Origin of the sequence: Mesorhizobium newzealandense (assembly GCF_042682145.1) — a bacterium.
Classification (GTDB): Bacteria; Pseudomonadota; Alphaproteobacteria; order Rhizobiales; family Rhizobiaceae; genus Mesorhizobium; species Mesorhizobium newzealandense.
This window is the reverse complement of record NZ_JBHUGZ010000012.1, coordinates 89,003-103,320: the sequence shown is the minus strand read 5'-3', so window position 1 is coordinate 103,320 and position 14,318 is coordinate 89,003. Positions and strand designations below refer to the sequence as shown.

Annotated in this window: 13 protein-coding genes and 1 pseudogene; 9 read left to right on the top strand and 5 right to left on the bottom strand. The window is 59.1% G+C overall.

Annotated features, from left to right (window positions below; genetic code table 11):
• Nucleotides 1-94 precede the first annotated feature (94 nt).
• The 3 genes from ACFSOZ_RS16945 to ACFSOZ_RS16935 all read left to right on the top strand — a co-directional run bounded on the left by ACFSOZ_RS16945 (nucleotide 95) and on the right by ACFSOZ_RS16935 (nucleotide 3,050).
• Nucleotides 95-1,102 (top strand): ABC transporter permease, encoded by a 1,008-nt coding sequence (locus tag ACFSOZ_RS16945; RefSeq protein WP_379100087.1) that lies wholly within the window; start codon nucleotides 95-97, stop codon nucleotides 1,100-1,102.
• A 13-nt stretch (nucleotides 1,103-1,115) separates the two neighbouring features.
• Entirely contained in the window at nucleotides 1,116-2,144 is a 1,029-nt protein-coding gene (locus tag ACFSOZ_RS16940; RefSeq protein ID WP_379100083.1) for a quaternary amine ABC transporter ATP-binding protein, read from the top strand.
• Nucleotides 2,145-2,279: 135 nt separating this feature from the next.
• Nucleotides 2,280-3,050, top strand: a complete 771-nt coding sequence (locus ACFSOZ_RS16935; RefSeq protein WP_379100081.1) for an SDR family NAD(P)-dependent oxidoreductase — start codon at nucleotides 2,280-2,282, stop codon at nucleotides 3,048-3,050.
• Nucleotides 3,051-3,162: 112 nt separating this feature from the next.
• Here ACFSOZ_RS16935 and ACFSOZ_RS16930 read toward each other — a convergent pair whose 3' ends face one another.
• Nucleotides 3,163-3,912 (bottom strand): SDR family NAD(P)-dependent oxidoreductase, encoded by a 750-nt coding sequence (locus tag ACFSOZ_RS16930; protein ID WP_379100079.1) that lies wholly within the window; start codon nucleotides 3,910-3,912, stop codon nucleotides 3,163-3,165.
• Between the two features lie 40 nt (nucleotides 3,913-3,952).
• Nucleotides 3,953-4,921 carry a glycine betaine/L-proline ABC transporter substrate-binding protein ProX gene (gene proX / locus ACFSOZ_RS16925; RefSeq protein WP_379100077.1) on the bottom strand — a complete coding sequence of 323 codons (969 nt, stop codon included), beginning with the start codon at nucleotides 4,919-4,921 and terminating at the stop codon, nucleotides 3,953-3,955.
• 348 nt (nucleotides 4,922-5,269) lie between these two features.
• Between proX and ACFSOZ_RS16920 the strand changes: the two genes are divergently transcribed.
• The 3 genes and pseudogenes from ACFSOZ_RS16920 (at nucleotide 5,270) to ACFSOZ_RS16910 (ending at nucleotide 8,385) form a co-directional block, all read left to right on the top strand.
• The gene (locus ACFSOZ_RS16920; RefSeq protein ID WP_379100075.1) at nucleotides 5,270-6,946 is read left to right on the top strand and encodes a flavin-containing monooxygenase; all 1,677 of its coding nucleotides are present in this window, start codon (nucleotides 5,270-5,272) and stop codon (nucleotides 6,944-6,946) included.
• A 279-nt stretch (nucleotides 6,947-7,225) separates the two neighbouring features.
• Nucleotides 7,226-7,597, top strand: a pseudogene (locus ACFSOZ_RS16915) (transposase); the annotation flags it as partial.
• 38 nt (nucleotides 7,598-7,635) lie between these two features.
• Entirely contained in the window at nucleotides 7,636-8,385 is a 750-nt protein-coding gene (locus ACFSOZ_RS16910; RefSeq protein WP_379100073.1) for an AAA family ATPase, read from the top strand.
• Here ACFSOZ_RS16910 and ACFSOZ_RS16905 read toward each other — a convergent pair.
• From ACFSOZ_RS16905 to ACFSOZ_RS16890, 3 genes are all read right to left on the bottom strand, one after another.
• The gene (locus ACFSOZ_RS16905; RefSeq protein ID WP_379100507.1) at nucleotides 8,339-9,082 is read right to left on the bottom strand and encodes a hypothetical protein; all 744 of its coding nucleotides are present in this window, start codon (nucleotides 9,080-9,082) and stop codon (nucleotides 8,339-8,341) included. The genes ACFSOZ_RS16910 and ACFSOZ_RS16905 overlap by 47 nt on opposite strands.
• Nucleotides 9,083-9,251: 169 nt before the next feature.
• Nucleotides 9,252-9,683 (bottom strand): IS1096 element passenger TnpR family protein, encoded by a 432-nt coding sequence (locus ACFSOZ_RS16895; protein WP_379100071.1) that lies wholly within the window; start codon nucleotides 9,681-9,683, stop codon nucleotides 9,252-9,254.
• 8 nt (nucleotides 9,684-9,691) lie between these two features.
• Nucleotides 9,692-10,903 carry an IS66 family transposase gene (locus tag ACFSOZ_RS16890; RefSeq protein WP_379100069.1) on the bottom strand — a complete coding sequence of 404 codons (1,212 nt, stop codon included), beginning with the start codon at nucleotides 10,901-10,903 and terminating at the stop codon, nucleotides 9,692-9,694.
• A gap of 861 nt (nucleotides 10,904-11,764) precedes the next feature.
• On the opposite strand from ACFSOZ_RS16890, the gene istA reads away from it, so the two are divergent.
• The 3 genes from istA to ACFSOZ_RS16875 are packed head-to-tail and all read left to right on the top strand — an operon-like array spanning nucleotide 11,765 to nucleotide 14,275.
• Nucleotides 11,765-13,264, top strand: a complete 1,500-nt coding sequence (gene istA, locus ACFSOZ_RS16885) for an IS21 family transposase (RefSeq protein ID WP_379097156.1) — start codon at nucleotides 11,765-11,767, stop codon at nucleotides 13,262-13,264.
• The gene (gene istB / locus ACFSOZ_RS16880) at nucleotides 13,257-14,030 is read left to right on the top strand and encodes an IS21-like element helper ATPase IstB (protein WP_095090157.1); all 774 of its coding nucleotides are present in this window, start codon (nucleotides 13,257-13,259) and stop codon (nucleotides 14,028-14,030) included. The genes istA and istB overlap by 8 nt, the downstream gene beginning before the upstream one ends.
• The gene (locus ACFSOZ_RS16875; RefSeq protein WP_095090155.1) at nucleotides 14,027-14,275 is read left to right on the top strand and encodes a hypothetical protein; all 249 of its coding nucleotides are present in this window, start codon (nucleotides 14,027-14,029) and stop codon (nucleotides 14,273-14,275) included. The genes istB and ACFSOZ_RS16875 overlap by 4 nt, the downstream gene beginning before the upstream one ends.
• Nucleotides 14,276-14,318 lie beyond the last annotated feature (43 nt).

Here is a 14,318-nt window from a genome sequence, read left to right as displayed (position 1 = left end):
TTCAGGAGGCTCGTCGGTCCAAAACACGCTAAAGGGGCTGAAATAAAATCACCCCTCAGACGACTTTTTTGCGCCCCCTCCCGGGGGGAAATCCATGCTATCCCTTGTGGCTGACTCAGGTCAAAATCCGGAGGAAATAACAATGAACGGATGTGGCGTTTTGAATCCGTTTGATTGCGCTAAATTGCCGTTGGCTGCATGGATAAGCGACGGATTACGGTGGATGGTCGAAAATTATCGACCTTTCTTCCAAACTGTTAAGGCGCCCTTTGACGCGGTCTTGCAGTCGCTCACCCACTTTATGACCTCGGCACCACCGACGTTGGTCATCTTGGCCATCATGCTGCTGGCTTGGCAACTTTCCAGCTGGCGGCTTGCCGCCTCACTTACGGCTATTCTCGTTTTCATTGGATTTATCGGGGTCTGGCCCGACACCATGACAACACTGGCAATCGTGCTTACCGCACTGTTTTTCTCGTTGGCAATTGGCATCCCCCTTGGTGTGCTTTCGACCAGATCTCAGCTGTTGTACACGGTCATGAGGCCGATCCTGGATGGCATGCAAACGATCCCAGCTTTCGTCTATCTGGTTCCCGTTGTCATGCTTTTCGGCATCGGCAATGTGCCCGGTGTAATTGTCACCGTGATCTTCGCAGTCGCGCCGGTTATCCGGTTGACCTATTTGGGCATCCGCCAGGTACCTGAAGAAGTGACCGAAGCTATGCGCGCTTTTGGCGCGACCGATCGTCAGCTGCTGTGGAAAGCTCAACTGCCTCTGGCGCTGCCGACAATCATGGCGGGCGTCAACCAAACCCTGATGATGTCCCTTTCTATGGTGGTCATCGCCTCAATGATTGCAGTGGGCGGCCTCGGCCAGATGGTGCTTCGCGGCATTGGCCGACTTGATGTTGGGCTCGCCAGCATAGGCGGTCTCGGCATTGTAGCGCTGGCGATTATTCTCGATCGGATAACGCAAGCTCTCGCTCGGCCTCGTGGGCGTCCAGGAGAGGTCTGGGCGCACGGCCCAGCTGCAGCGATTGGGTACGCAATGCGATTCTTTCGATCCACTCGCAACCAGCCGCAGGTAGCTGGATCTGAGTAAATAGAGGTATCCAATGAACAACCCCGTCGTTCACTGTTCAGGCGTCTGGAAGATTTTCGGAAACAGGGCGAAAGATGCTCTTCAGGCTATCCGGAAGGAAGGGCTTTCTAAGTCTGAAATACTAAAGCAGTACGGCGCGGTCACTGCAGTTGCCGACGTATCCTTCTCAGTCGGCCAGGGTGAAATTTTCTGCATAATGGGGCTGTCTGGATCAGGCAAATCCACTCTAATCAGGCACATTAACCGGTTGGTGGAGCCCACGGACGGCGAGATTATCGTGGCGGGCCGCAATGTAAGTGCATTGAGCAATTCTGCGCTCCGCGCGCTGCGGGCAACAAGCGTCGGCATGGTCTTTCAGAACATGGCGTTGTTGCCTCATCGCAGCGTTCAGGACAACGTCGCGCTGAGCCTAGAACTACGAGGTATCGGCCGCGCCCAGCGCCTCCAGACTGCACGAGAGAAGCTTGAGCTCGTGGGCTTGGAGGAATGGGCCTTTCGCTTCCCCGATGAATTGTCTGGCGGCATGAAACAGCGCGTCGGGTTGGCTCGAGCCATGGCGGCCGATCCCGAAATATTGTTGATGGACGAACCTTTTTCGGCTCTCGATCCATTGATCCGTCGGCAACTTCAGCAACAGTTCCTTGAACTCTCGAAGCTTGTCAAAAAGACGACCATTTTCATCACCCACGACTTGGACGAGGCGATCCGGCTTGGCACTCATATTGCAATCATGAAGGACGGCAGGTTCGTCCAGGTCGGAACACCGGAGGAAATTGTCACAGAGCCGGCGGACGAGTATGTGGCAGACTTCGTCAAGGGCATTTCGCGACTTGAACTTGTAACAGCCCGAAAGATCATGAAACCATTGCCTGATGCTCCTGCTGGGACCTCTTACAACGGCGCCACGGTTGCAGCTACAGACAAACTAGGCGCCATAATCGATCTGGCGACCCATCATAATGGCGACATAACTGTGATCGAGGACAACAAGCCTGTAGGTGTGATTTCGCGGCTTGAGCTTCTGCGCGGGATAAGAGGCTGACCGGACAGTCCAGCCCGAGGCGCGCCCCCGAGGGGCCTTAAGAAATCCCATCTTGGACCGGGCCGCTAACCATAAGTCCATGGTTCTTCGTTGGCCGATGCAGATCGGACCTGAATAACAGCAAAGGAGATAGCAATGCCATCTGCGGAGGGCTCGTCTGCCCATAGCAAGTTCGATCTGGCCGGAAAGACCGCGCTGATAACCGGCGCAGGGCGCGGCATCGGTTTACAAATCGCCCTAACCTTGCAGGGAGCCGGTGCCGAGATAATCCTGACCGACGCGGACGGCAACCGTGCCGCCGAAGCTGCAGATCGGTTCGCAGTCAGGCCGAAGGTCCATCCGCTCGACGTCACGAATTCGGCGGCGGTGCGTGATCTCGCCAATAGGATCGCACTTTGCCCCGACATCCTCGTCAACAATGCCGGCGTGTCTCGTGCGGCCCCGACGAAGGATACAACTGATGAGGATTGGCGCGCGGTTCTTTCTGTGAACTTGGACGGCGTTTTCTATTGCAGCCGCACATTCGGCTCGCTTATGGCGAAGCGGGGTTCTGGCGCGATTGTGAATGTCAGTTCGATGTGCGCAGAGATCGTGACCCGGCAGGAGTCCGTCGTTACCTCCTACAACGCAAGCAAGGCCGGGGTGAACATGGTGACAAAGACACTTGCGTGCGAATGGGCAAGAACCGGCGTTCGCGTAAACGCAGTTGCTCCCGGATTCGTTCGATCTGAAATGACCGACAGATATCCCGAAGCCGTGGTGACTGCTTGGTGTGAACAGACGCCGATGCGTCGCATGGGGCGACCTGATGAGATTGCATCCGCAGTGCAATTCCTAGCGAGCGACGCGGCGAGCTACATCACGGGGACTGTTCTCTTGGTGGATGGGGGCTACACCTGCTGGTAAAGCGCAGCGGCTGTCGTCGAGAGTCGACGACAGCCGCTATCCGCTCGTTGCCCTTCGGGCCTGCAATGCAGGGTCCGCCTAAATGCAAGCAGGGACATTGGGATGGGAGCTTTTAGCCACCCATGTATGATCCGCCATTCACATGAATGGTTTGACCCATAATGTAGCTAGAGGCCTTGCTACAAAGGAAGGCCACTGCGTCGCCTACTTCCTCACCAGTACCAAAGCGACCTGCGGGCGTAATGGACAGGAACTTGTCGCCTTTCTGTCGCAGGAGCTCCGCTACCATTGGAGTGTCAATGGTTCCGGGAGACACCGCGTTGACCCGAATGGTCGGTGAAAGCTCCCTCGCCAGTGATTTGGTGAATGCTAAGATACCGCCTTTGGACGCTCCATAGTGAACGTGCTCGGGCGAACAGCCCTCATGTGCGGCGGAAGATGCGATGGTGACGATCGTCCCGCCAGGCCTGATATGAGGGATGGAGCGTCTGCAGATGTAGAACACTCCATCCAAATTTATCGACATCGTTCGCCGCCACTGTTCGTCCGTCATGGTCGAGAATGGCTGATCTTCGAAGATTGCCGCTGCTGGAACCACATGGTCGATATGGCCGAAGCGGGCAACGCAGGTCGATACTACAGCGTCGGCATCGGATGGATTGCTTGCATTGTAGGCGATCCCTACCGCCCGTTCGCCGGCCGGGTCGAGCGAGGAGGCTAGGTCCAATACGCTTTGCTCATCATAGTCAGCTAGCAATAAGCGCGCGCCTAACCGATGAAAAGTCCGAGCGATGGCGCTGCCGATACCGCCGGCAGCGCCCGTCAGAATGACGACTTGATCCACGAGGCTGTCATCAACCAACTGCATTTCTCCTGCTTCAAGCTATCCGTCACCAAATCCGCTAGTGCGCAGCCTTCGCCTCGGCGATCCACCCGTCCCACTTCGTCTTGTTTGCCGCGACCCAGTTCAAAGCGGCCTGTTTGATCTGATCGTTCGAGTTCTCGCCCTTGTAAATCCGAAGATCTTCTGCATTGAGATCGTCGATCGGGATTGCAACTAGCTCAAAGAATTTTTTGGCCGAGGGGTTATCCTTGACAAACGACGTCGCCGCGACGACCCGCTGCTGGATCATGGGGAAACCAAGATTGCCTATGCCTGGGATCGGGGTAGCCGTCTGACCCGCCGGCAGGGCCGTCTTCTTCACATTCAGAAAAACAACGTCCTTTCCCGGCTGCAGGATGCTGGATACCCAAAGCGGGGTCCATGTGTAGTAAAGCGTGGGTTTTCCTTCCTTAATACGTTCTATCGCGTCAGGTATAATTGCGAAATACCCGCCCTGCTTTTCTTCGACGGTATCGCGCAAGCCGTAGGCATCAAGATGGTGCTCAATGATCACCTCGCAACCCCACCCTGGCTCACATCCATAAAGATCGGCTTTGCCGTTGCCGTCGATGTCAAATAGTTTGGCCTTCTCCGGGTCCTTCAAGTCCTCAATATACTTGATACCGGTGGAATCAGCCGTCTTCTTATCAATCAAATAGCCCTGGATGTTATCTGCTGAAATATGCCCTAGTCGCGTCAAGACAGCGTCACCGCCGTTCTCTTTCACGTACTGGTCGTGTATCGGCTCTGCATAGGCAGCAAAGAACGTGGCGTCGCCTTTTGCAACTGCGACATACGCAAGCTGTATCTGGAGTTGAATAGGGTCGGCGACATCATATCCAAGCTGCCGTAGACCCTCATCGACGATGTAAGTCTGCATGAGATTTTCCGTGATGCCATCCCATGCCGGTATTACTTTTTCACCGGCGAGCGCGGGGCATGCGCAAAGAACCGAGCCAAGCAGAATAGAGCGAAACAGTGACTTCATGACCATTACTCCTCCTTCTATTTTTATTTGGTTGTTTCGTCGGTCTCCCGACGTTGAATGCCACGATATATGACTTCGACTCGTCGACCTGATAATCTCTTGATGCGGCTTTGCCGACGGAAGGGTCCTACAGCGCGATCGTGGATCGAACACACGTGTCATGTCGGATTTCTGCCGAGCCACTCGTTGGGTCTGAAAAGTCTCTTCCCTGGCCATCGTCTTAGCACCCCGTTTTGAAAACCGGTCCGGAAAAAAACGTACCGGGCGGTTGAGTTTTTAGCGCGTGCTTATGGGGGGATTTTTTGGCAGCCTAAAGACAAACCTACTCAGCGACGAAGGAAGCAGCTCGTGCAGCATACTGAAGCTTTGGACGATCAAGCCGGCGGCGAGGCGGTGGCGTGTGACGTTGTCATTGTTGGTGCCGGGTTTGCGGGGATGTACATGCTGCATCTGGCTCGCGGTCTCGGCCTATCGGCTGTCGTGCTTGATGCGGCCTACGGGGTTGGCGGCACCTGGTTCTGGAACCGTTACCCGGGAGCGCGCTGCGACGTTGAAAGCATGCAGTACTCTTACTCGTTCTCGGAGGAGCTTCAGCAAGAGTGGCACTGGACGGAGCGGTATGCGTCGCAGCCCGAGATCCTGGCCTATGCGAACTACGTGGCGAAGAAGTTCGATCTTCTACGCGACATAGAATTCAACACACGTGTCGTAAGGGCGTCCTTCCAGGACGAAGACTGCCGTTGGCTGGTCTCGACCGATCGAGGAACGCGGTATCGGGCCAAGTGGTGCATAATGGCAACCGGATGTCTGTCGGCTGCCCAGACCCCCGACATCCGCGGCCTGGATACCTTCAAGGGGCGGGTTTATCACACGGGCAACTGGCCGCATGAGGCTGTCAACTTATCCGGGCAGAATGTTGGAGCCATCGGCACGGGCTCTTCCGGCATCCAGGTGATACCGGAGCTGGCGGCACAGGCGAAGCACTTGTACGTGTTTCAGCGCACACCAAATTTTAGCATCCCAGCACGAAATCGGCCTATGGATGCCGAATACGAGAACTGGTGGAAAAGCAATTATGCCGAACGGCGTGCGCAAGCGCGGACGATGCCTGCGGGGATTTTGTGTGACTTGGGAGACAAATCTGCATTGGCTGTCGCTCCAGAACAGCGGCTCCAAGAATACGAAAGACGATGGGCTGCGGGAGGAACTGCTTTTACCGCGGCATATTCCGATTTGTTGAGAAATGGGCAATCAAACGAAACCGCTGCTCAATTCGTCCGCGAAAAGATCCGCCGAGTCGTCGAAGATCCGCAAGTAGCTGAGCTGTTGACCCCGGTCGACCACCCTATCGGTGCGAAGCGCATATGCGCTGACACGAAATACTTCGAGACCTTCAATCGCGAAAACGTCACCCTCGTTGACCTTCGGGCCAACTCGATCCGCGAGATATCTTCCAACGGAATAACCGTAGGCTCTGAGTTCTACGAGCTGGACACTCTGGTGTTAGCGACTGGTTTTGATGCGATGACCGGCGCCCTCAACAAAATCGACATTGTCGGGCGGCAGGGCCTGACCCTCAAGGAAAAGTGGCGGGATGGGCCGAACACATTTCTCGGCTTAATGAGTGCCGGGTTTCCGAACTTATTTATCGTCACAGGGCCAGGAAGCCCATCCGTTCTGACCAACGTAATAGTTGCCATTGAAGACAATGTAGAATGGATAGCTGAGTGCATCGCGCACCTCGTCGACGTCGACGCCGACTATATCGAGGCGACCGCTTCAGGCGAAGAGACCTGGATGGAGCAAGTTAGGCAGGCGGCCGAAGGCACGTTGTACACTCAAGCGAAATCTTGGTACCTCGGCGTCAACATTCCAGGGAAACCGGCCGTGTTCATGCCATATGTCGGTGGTGTGCCCGCGTATCAAAGGGTCTGCCAGGAAGTGGCTGCCGACGGGTACAAAGGGTTCACAATCAGCACGCGATCGAACAGTTTGCACAGGATTCGCGTCCGAGCCATAATTTAAAATGAAGCTGGGAGCGGCCCCGGGGCGACCTACGCCGCGGCACTGAAACGGAGCCGCCGCCTAGTCGAACTTCTAGGGAGGTCGGCAGCCCTTTCGGGCAGTCAGAATCAGTTCGTCTGCTTTGCACGGGCACTTGCAGCTAGCCTAGTTTCCGTCCATAAACAGCAAGCGATTGATTCTATTGAGTGAATCGTAGCTTTGCGCGAGCAAGGCCCGGCGGTTTCAGGTATCTTGGATCATGCCACTGATTCCAAAGTCCTGCCACCGCCGGAGCCGACAATGCGCCAAGAACGCACCGTCCAAGCGAGCATATTCGATGTTTTCGCCACACACGAGATCGGCCACGAGCTGAAGGCGATGTCGCAATGGCTGGATGAGCATTGCGATCTGCTTGGCTTGGTGGCCCGAGACTTGGTTCGCCTCGGCGTCAAGGCCACCGGACGGCAGGGCCTGCCCGCCGAAGCGGTGCTGCGTTGCGCGTTGCTCAAGCAATGCCGGCAGCTGAGTTATCAGGAGTTGGCGTTCCATCTTGAGGACTCCGCCTCGTTTCGCGCCTTTGCCCGCCTGCCATGGTCATGGAGCCCACAGAAGTCGGTGCTGCAAAAGACGATCAGCGCGATCCGGCCCGAGACCTGGGAAGAGATCAATCGGGTAGCCGCTCAGATGGACTTGGCGAAGAGGATCGTCGGATGACGTTTGTCGAAACCCGCGCCGCGCTCACCGTGCGGGCTGCCTTCGATACGGCGGTCAAGATGCGATATCCGGTGCTTGCGGTCGGCAAAGCCGGACTCGGAAAGACTGTGGCGCTTAACTGGATAGCCGCCCAAAGCGGAGCTGCCTACTGTGAGGTTGCGCAGCATACCAAGGCTATCAGGCCGATGTTCCTGATGCTGCACGACGCCTACGGCGTCCAAAAGGACAGCAAGCACACATATGATCTTGCGAAGGATTGCATGAACTTTTTGGGCGCCCGATACGGCCCGCCGCGTCCGTTGCTGGTGGACGAATATCAGAACTTCACACCCACTGTTTTGCGGGAGCTGCTGCACCTTCAGGAGCGCTGCGGTTTCGCTTTACTGCTCGCTGGCAACACTCATCGATTAGCTGGCACCAGGCGTGATACCCACGCCATGGATCAAATCGAAAGCCGTATCGGCATGCGTTTCGAGATCGGGCAGCCGACGCGGGAGGACTGCATGAGGATAGGCGCCGAACACAACATTGAGGGAGCCGACGCCTACGATGCGATTGTCATCTACGGTGAGAACACCTCCCTTCGCGCGCTTTGCCACCTTCTCCAGAACTGCGCTGCCTCTACCAGCGGCATCGGCAGCATTCGTCTTCCCCGGATCGAGACCACGCTTCGCGGCATGTCATGCGGCAGCGGCGCGCTCAAGCTTCTGCACGAGCGCCGAGACGAGCTCCGAAGCCCGGCTTAATTCCCGACAGCGACAGATAATTCTGAACGGCACACCGGCTCTGGATCAGGGCCTTGGCGCGGCGCTGCGGGTCGGTGAAGCTATCGAGGGCATGGATCTGCCGCTCCATGTGGACCCAGCACCGCGCGTGCTCGCCGATTGCGAACTGGCCCGCCCCATCACTGAGGATGACGGTGCCGTCGAGGGCCTTTGCCTCGGTCAGACCGCCCCACAACGCGCCTTCACTGGCGATGCGGAACGGGTCCAGAGGGCCATCCTTGGGCTCCAGGCCATGGGCGAGCAGATGGGCGTCCCATGACGCCGCGTCCTCGAACCCGGACGGCTCGCGCCCGGCTTGCAGAAGATCCGTCGTGATCACCGGCAGCCCGCGCTCCAGCATGTAGGCGCGTGAGGCGGCGTTCAGGATCCACCGGGCCGACCCGCCGTGCAGGAGCCGCAGGAAGTTCAGCCGGCTCTTCGACTTGGTGGTCGTGAACACGGCGAACCGGTCATTGCCGATTTGCGTGCACACGCCATTGACCGCGCCATGGCGGGCCCCGGTGTCGTCGACGCTGACCCAACCGGCCGAAGCGAGCCCGGCCGTCAGAACCTGCTTCGCTTCGGCGACAAAGGCGTCGATCTTGCTGGTCAGGATCCGCACGACCTGGCGCTTGGAGGGTAGCGTCGCCTTAACATTTTCGGCGGACTTTACGGGCATGAGCCCGCACCCGCCCACCGATATTATGACGCTCCGATACAAGCGTCATCGTTTTCCTGCCGAGATCATAGCGCATGCGGTGTGGCTCTACTTCCGATTTCCACTGAGCCTGCGTCATGTGGAAGATATTCTGTAATTACCCACCCTTTCGATGCGGCACGGTGCGTCGTCACTCGTGGTCGATGTCCGGGTACTGCGGGGGAGCCTTGCCGATCTTGCTGACGATCCTCGGGTAATTGGCATCGGGCTGCGCCTGCCCTGTTCCAATAAGTTCAACGCGGAAGCGCCACTCGTCACCGTAGTCGTACAAGAAGGTCATTGCCGAGCCCACCTTCTGGAAGGCTGTGCTGACGCGCGTGCCCTTCACGCTGCGAGAGCCGCTCCCCTCTATGTCGGCGAAGAGTTCGAACCGCAGGGGCGAGTCGAACAGCTTTCCCGTCAGCTTTGAATAGAAGCCGTAGGCGTGGTCCAAGTCGAAGCCAAATGCCGCTACGATGGCTTCGGCCAGATCCGCCAGCGTGCTCGAACTCGACACCTCGATGTCCCGACAAAGCCGTGCCCGAAGAGAGGCTCGGAAGATCAAGGTCGCGGGCTCAGTCATCGCAGATTTCAGGCGCTGACGGTTTGAAGGATGATTTTGAAGGAGTTCGTGCCTGGCGCGAGACGAGCCGTGTCGACGACGGTTCGAATGTCGGCTTCGCCCTGGGCGGCCCACATGGCGCGATAGCCGTTGGTGATCTTCCGTTGAACGACGGCGGGTCTCAGCGCCCGTTCGCAGGCGTTGTTCGTCGCGTCGACCATTCCTGGCCATTGGGCAAAGGTCAAAAGTTGATCACGAGCTCGCCTGAACTTGTTTTGGATGTCGCGGGCCAGATCGCACGACGTTGTGGTGGCGAAGATATCGTCCAGACTTCGCTCCAGGGCGCGACGCTTGCCGGCGATGGTCGAGGCGGCGAAGGTTTCCATACCGTCGGCTAGGGCGAAGGCCCTTTGCAGCCAACGTTTGAGCCGTGAGGGCAGCATGTCCTCACTTGCCTCGTCCGCATAGGCGACGTCGCGGGCGAGATGCGCCAGGCAGGTCTGATGCGCATTTGCGTGACCTTGTTGTGCGGCATAGCGATCGGAACACCAGACGTCGGGCCGATGGCCGTCCATCAGGGTCCGGACCACGACAGCGCCGCGCGTTGGCGCCGCTTGATGAACAACCGCTTCGGCGCAGCGAAACACCCAGTGGTAGGCGTTGCTTCCTTCGATCCGCACGCCGGTCTCATCGGAGGCGATGACCTTGGCCCGGCGCAACGCCGCGACGGCCTTGTCGCACTCGGCCGCGAACGCGCCCTGCAGCCGCTCGTAGGACAGGGCCTGGAAAGTCTTGAGATAGGTCGCTACGGCGTGCACGCGTGGCCCGAACGGCGTCCCCTTCGCCGCATCTGGCACAGCCGCGACGACCAGCGTGCCGCAGGACGGGCAACGGACTGCCAGGCGCCGATGGCGCTCAATCAAAGGCCTGATCGCAGGAAGCTCAATCTTGTCGTGCTCGCTGACGGTTTCGGCAGCAAGATCGCTCGACAGGCTGGCGCGGCAGCAAAGGCATTGGTCGGGATGATGATCGATGATGCGATCGGCATCCTCACTCATGGCGCGGCTGTGACCTTTATGACCCGCCTTGGCGCCGCCAGGCTTTGCCCTGTCCCGACGCGCCTTGCGATCGCTCGAAGGTGGCCTGGACGACGTGCGCGATGTCTTCTCTGGCCGCTGTATCCGCAGCACCAGATCGATCAACTCTTCCTTCGTCAGACGCTGCAAATCAGTGCGATCCATATCCACATAGATTCAGGGATTCTTGCCCCTTGTCGATGGCGGTTGAGAACCGCGTATAGATGGCGCCGAGAGGGAATTGATGCGGAATTCGGCTCGGAGTGGTGCTGAATGACGCTGATGATCTGATTTGGTTGGGGATGAGAGCGCGGGATGCGCCGACAGGAGCCCGGAGGGCGACTGAGGCGCATCCCGCGCTGCGTCCGCGCATGCTACATGTGCGGAGCGCCGCAATCAGACATCGACCCACTACCACGTAAACTCGATGTCCTATCCCAACGGCCCGTGTGAGGGGACTTGCAGGTCCCCGGGCACTGATGCCGACTGGTTCACGGTATGCGCCAGCATAATGGCATTGGCGCATTCCGTCGAGCTTTTCCCCGCAATCCCGACGGCGTTCCGAGAGGTTCGCCGCCGCAATGCAAACCGGTCGTTTCTTTCTCTGCGCACGGTGCCGCTCACAGGTCTTGCTTTGCCGGCATTGCGATCGGGGTCAGCGCTTCTGTGGTTCTGACTGCGCCCATGAAGCCCGCCGTGACAGTCTGCGTGCGGCGGGGCTGCGCTACCAGAACACCCGCCGGGGCCGCTTTGCCCACGCCGACCGCTCCCGCCGATATCGCCAGCGCTGCAAAAACAACGTGACGCATCAGTCTCCACCTTGTCTGCCGGATGGTTCACGACTGAACGCGCCCCTGATCGACGGCACCGTCGCACTGGACGACGTCACCGCTGAAGCGGTGCCATCGATCCCTCCGGCTCCGTGCTGCCGGCGCTGCAGTTGTCGGCTGCCGCCGTTCTTTCGCGGCGGCTTCGTGCGTCGCCGAGGGGCCTATGTCCGTCAACACGACTATGGAGACCCAACCGATGACCATATCCGCCGAGAAGGAAGCGATGATCCTGCGCCTGTACCACGTTGAGAGGTGGCGCTGTGGAACGATCGCAACGCAATTGCATTGCCACCATACGACGGTCTTCCGGGTTCTGAAGGAGGCCGGTCTGCCCCGCCACAGGCCGGTGATACGTCCCGCCGAGGTCGACCAGTATCTGCCGTTCGTCCAGCGGACGCTTGAGACATATCCAGACCTGACCGCCAGCCGCCTGTACGGGATGGTGCAGGAGCGCGGCTACAAGGGCTCGTCCTCCCACTTCCGGCATATGATCGCGCTCCACCGTCCGCGCAAGGCTGCGGAAGCGTTCCTGCGTCTGCGCACCCTGCCGGGCGAGCAAGGCCAGGTCGACTGGGCGCATTTTGGTCACATCGAAATCGGCAAGGCTCGCCGCCCGCTGATGGCCTTCGTCATGGTGTTGTCCTACTCGCGCGACATCTATCTGCGCTTCTTTCTTGATGCCCGCATGGAAAACTTCCTGCGCGGCCACGCCGGTGCGTTCAACGCCTGGAATGGTTTGCCCAGGGTGCTGCTCTATGACAACCTTAAGAGCGCTGTGCTTGAGCGTCACGGCGATGCCATCCGGTTCCATCCGACACTTCTGGCCTTCGCGGGCCATTATCGCTTCGAGCCCCGTCCCGTCGCCGTGGCGCGGGGCAACGAAAAGGGCCGCGTCGAGCGCGCCATTCGCCACATCCGGGAAGCCTTCTTCATCGCCCGCAAGTTCAAGGACCTCGACGATCTGAATGCCCAGGCCGAACAATGGTGCCGCAACCAGGCCGCCGACCGGCCATGCCCCGAGGACCGGACGATGACGGTTCGTCAGGTGTTTGCGCAGGAGCAGCCCATGCTTCTGCCATTGCCCACCAACCCGTACCCCATCGAGGAGCAGATCGCCGCGAAGGTCGGAAAGACACCCTATGTCCGCTTCGACCTGAACGATTACTCGGTTCCCCATACTCATGTCCGGCGCACGCTCACCGTGCGCGCCGATCTCGCCCAGGTCCGGATATTCGATGCCGCCACGATGATCGCCAGCCACCGCCGCAGCTACGACCGGGGCCAGCAGATCGAAGACCCCCGGCACCTCAAGGCGCTCGTCGCCGTCAAGCGCGAAGCGCGCCAGCATCGGGGCCTCAACAGTTTGACGCGCGCCGTGCCGGCCTGCCAGAAACTGATGATCCACGCCGCCGAGCGCGGCGCCAATATCGGCGCGATCACCAATGCCATGCTCAAACTGCTCGACCTCTACGGCGCCACCGAACTCCAGGCCGCCGTCGAAGATGCCTTGCAGGCCGGGGCCTCTCATTCGAGATCGGTTCACGTCGCGCTCGAACGCCGCCGGATCGCGCGTGGCGCTCCACCGCCGGTCGAAACAAGGCTGCCGGAGCATGTCCGCAAAAAGGATACGGTCGTACAGCCCCACAAGCTCGACCGTTACGATCAACTCACTTGCGCAGGCAACGACGATGAATAATCCCGGCATCCTGTTCAACCGCGCCAGGGCGCTGCGCCTCAATGGCCTGATCGCCCACTGGGACGAAATCGCCGACGCGCCGTGGCTGGCCGCCGTGCTTCAATGGGAGGAAGAAGAGCGCTCCGACCGCTCATTGCGGCGACGCATGCGCGCCGCCAGGCTTGGCCACTTCAGGCAACTGGCCGATTACGACTGGAAATGGCCGCGTCGTATCGATCGCGCCGCCATCGAGGAACTGATGACGCTGTCCTTCGTCAAGGAGGCCGCCAACATCGTCCTTATTGGCCCTAACGGCGTCGGCAAGTCCACGCTCGCTCTTAACGTCGCCTACCAGGCGCTGGTCGCCGGCCATTCGGTCCTCTTCCGCACCGCCAGCGAAATGCTCGGCGAGCTCGCCGCCATCGACAGCGATTCCATGCTCCGCCGAAAGCTGCAGTACTATGCGGCGCCCGATATCCTGGTCATCGACGAGGTCGGATATCTCTCCTATTCCAACCGTCATGCCGATCTGCTGTTCGATCTCATCAGCCGCCGATACGAGAAACGCTCGACCATCGTCACCACCAACAAGCCCTTCGCGCAATGGTCGGAGGTCTTCCCCAATGCCGCCTGCGTCGTCAGTCTGGTCGATCGCCTTTTGCACCATTGTGAGGTCATTCCCATCGAAGGCGATTCTTACCGCTTCAAGGAAGCCTCCGAGCGCTCGAAGGCGCAGCGTCAACAACGCACCAGCCACCCCGCTGACGAAAAGGAGCCTGCAGCATGACCGGAAATCCTCATCAGCCGTCCGGTCTCGGGCGTGGAATCCAGTTCATCGTCAATGCCGAATGGACACCCGAGCAAGCAGCCGCCGTCTTCGAACTCCTCGACGATCTGCGAGACTGCATCTGGAGCCGTTACGCTCCCCACATCCAGCAGTTTGTCCGTCACCAACAAGCCCCTGACGATCAGCACCCTTCCAGCGACGAGCAGACAGGGCAAAAGCCCCATCCTCTCGATCCCTCCTGGTAAAAAATACAAAGCGGCCCCATCGGGCCGCTTTCTCCTCCACAAT

Bases quoted from the DNA above. Each gene is read 5' to 3' on its own strand.
- ACFSOZ_RS16945 (WP_379100087.1), top strand. From the start codon at position 95: ATGCTATCCCTTGTGGCTGACTCAGGTCAAAATCCGGAGGAAATAACA.
- ACFSOZ_RS16940 (WP_379100083.1), top strand. From the start codon at position 1,116: ATGAACAACCCCGTCGTTCACTGTTCAGGCGTCTGGAAGATTTTCGGA.
- ACFSOZ_RS16935 (WP_379100081.1), top strand. From the start codon at position 2,280: ATGCCATCTGCGGAGGGCTCGTCTGCCCATAGCAAGTTCGATCTGGCC.
- proX (WP_379100077.1), bottom strand. From the start codon at position 4,921: ATGAAGTCACTGTTTCGCTCTATTCTGCTTGGCTCGGTTCTTTGCGCA.
- ACFSOZ_RS16910 (WP_379100073.1), top strand. From the start codon at position 7,636: ATGACGTTTGTCGAAACCCGCGCCGCGCTCACCGTGCGGGCTGCCTTC.
- ACFSOZ_RS16905 (WP_379100507.1), bottom strand. From the start codon at position 9,082: ATGCCCGTAAAGTCCGCCGAAAATGTTAAGGCGACGCTACCCTCCAAG.
- ACFSOZ_RS16895 (WP_379100071.1), bottom strand. From the start codon at position 9,683: ATGACTGAGCCCGCGACCTTGATCTTCCGAGCCTCTCTTCGGGCACGG.
- ACFSOZ_RS16890 (WP_379100069.1), bottom strand. From the start codon at position 10,903: ATGGATCGCACTGATTTGCAGCGTCTGACGAAGGAAGAGTTGATCGAT.
- istA (WP_379097156.1), top strand. From the start codon at position 11,765: ATGACCATATCCGCCGAGAAGGAAGCGATGATCCTGCGCCTGTACCAC.
- istB (WP_095090157.1), top strand. From the start codon at position 13,257: ATGAATAATCCCGGCATCCTGTTCAACCGCGCCAGGGCGCTGCGCCTC.
- ACFSOZ_RS16875 (WP_095090155.1), top strand. From the start codon at position 14,027: ATGACCGGAAATCCTCATCAGCCGTCCGGTCTCGGGCGTGGAATCCAG.